General features: G+C 65.1%; 1 protein-coding gene. It reads right to left on the bottom strand.

Annotated features, from left to right (window positions below; genetic code table 11):
* Positions 1-229 (bottom strand): hypothetical protein (locus tag AC0IY1_RS25430; RefSeq protein ID WP_471773355.1); only part of this gene is annotated, 229 nt, incomplete at its 3' end.
* Between the last annotated feature and the right edge of the window lie 26 nt (positions 230-255).

Genomic DNA, 255 nt, shown 5'->3' on the forward strand with positions numbered 1-255 from the left:
GAGTCAGATCGTGTTTGCGGAGCCATTCGCGGTTCGGTGACTTGATGCAGAATGGGTGGGCGCGGCGCATACCGGCTGTGTGCCAGCCCCCCTCGGCCAGCTCCGTCCAGTCCACTGGTGGCACCACACATGGCATCAGCTCGGGCGTTGCTGCTTCAACGTGGCCCTGAATGCCATCCATCAGATCGACCACAGAGGGCGCCAGGACAGCTGACTGGCTGTCACGCATGGCACGCCCACCGCGCTGCGCCTGGG

It is taken from the genome of Methylobacterium sp. AC690 (assembly GCF_979256535.1).